Source organism: Chloroflexota bacterium (assembly GCA_015478725.1).
Classification (GTDB): Bacteria; Chloroflexota; Limnocylindria; order Limnocylindrales; family CSP1-4; genus C-114.
Genome location: JADMIG010000108.1, coordinates 1 through 1511, shown reverse-complemented (window position 1 = coordinate 1511; position 1511 = coordinate 1). Strand labels below are relative to the sequence as shown.

Genomic DNA, 1511 nt, shown 5'->3' with positions numbered 1-1511 from the left:
TTCTTGTTTAGACTAAAATAAGCTCAGGCAATCTCCACTTGCAGAAGATTGCCCAATGGAGTAATGTTCCAGCAGATTGAAAAAGAAGCAGGAGCATACCCCGTATGAACCTTAACACATTGAAAGAATTTCGTCAGGGGATCTATGGCAGCTTTCGGAAAGCCAATGACGCGTTGTTCAATCTGGTGGATGCCCTTTTGACCGAGGACCGTGCCCGATCGTTCCCTGAATTGTCGCTGTCGCCCCACTTTGAGCGGAAGTGGCCGAGTTTGTACGCCAGCCTGAAAGATGGAGACATCGATCTGGATCGCTTGAGGCAGGTGTTTGTCACCCATCTGCCCCAGCCAAAGGAAGGGAACGACTTGTGGATGGCCATCGATGCGAGCGGAATAGCTCGACCCAAAGCCGTGACCTCGAAAGATCGAAGCGCGCAACACGTCCATAACCTGCCGAAGTGTGAAAACCCCATCACGTATGGATGGCAGTTCTCGACGGTTGTGGTCCTGCCCCCTACTCCCAGCAGTTGGACCTTCACGCTGGATCAACAACGCATTAGCACCGAAACGACCGCAGCGCAAGTAGCCATCAAGCAATTGCAGGCGTTGATGCCGCTGGTGCCCCAGCAGACAGTGAGAGTCCTTGATCGAGGGTATAACTCCCTCTGGTTTTGGTGCCAATGTAGCGCTTTGCCACCAAAGGGAACGTTGATCCGATTGAAAAACAACCGCTGTTTTTATCGGGAAGCCCCTCCTCCGACCGGGATGCGCGGGGCACCCCGCAAAGATGGGAACAAATTGCAGCCCAAAGATGGGAGCACTCACGAAAGCCCAGATGGTCATGGGGAAGGGACTGACCATAAAGAGCACCGGGTTCAACTGGCTTGGTGGAAGCATTTGCACGTCAAAGACGCTCGCGATCTGGATTTGACCGTCATCCGTGTGACACGGCCCCATGCAACCAACGCCGACCGGGATCCTCGGGTGAGTTGGTTCGTCTGGATTGGCCAGACGCTCCCTGATGCCGAGCTGGTTCAAGTTGCTTTGGGCTATGTCAAGCGTTTCAGCGAGGAACATGGCTACCGCTTCGACAAACAGATGTTGTTGTGGGAAAAGCCTCATCTGCGTACTCCAGCACAATTTGAGCGCTGGTCGCAGGTCGTCGCCATCGTGCGAAATCATCTGGTGCTGGCACGCGATCTGGTCGAAGCCGAGTTGCGCCCTTGGGAAAACAAGCAGCGATCCAGTACTCCTCAACAGGTTCGTCGCGCCATGAGCAAATTGTTGCCACAATTGGGCACTCCTGCTCGCCCGCCACAACCTCGTGGAAAATCGCCAGGGAGAGCGAAAGGAACGAAAATGGGCAAGCGAACGCGATTTCCGGTTGTGAAACAACAACCCAAATTGCCCCCGTTGGTTCCCAAGTAAGTATTTCGCTCGTTTTCTCATCGTTTTTGCTCAGTTCACGGAACTTCCCGTCGAGTTCTGGTAGGTGGTCGTTAGTCTAAACAAGAA

1 protein-coding gene is annotated in these 1511 nt (G+C 53.7%); it reads left to right on the top strand.

Going from position 1 to position 1511, the window contains the following annotated elements; all coding sequences use genetic code 11:
• The first annotated feature begins 104 nt into the window (after positions 1 to 104).
• Positions 105 to 1424, top strand: a complete 1320-nt coding sequence (locus IVW53_15975) for a transposase (protein ID MBF6607061.1) — start codon at positions 105 to 107, stop codon at positions 1422 to 1424.
• Positions 1425 to 1511 lie beyond the last annotated feature (87 nt).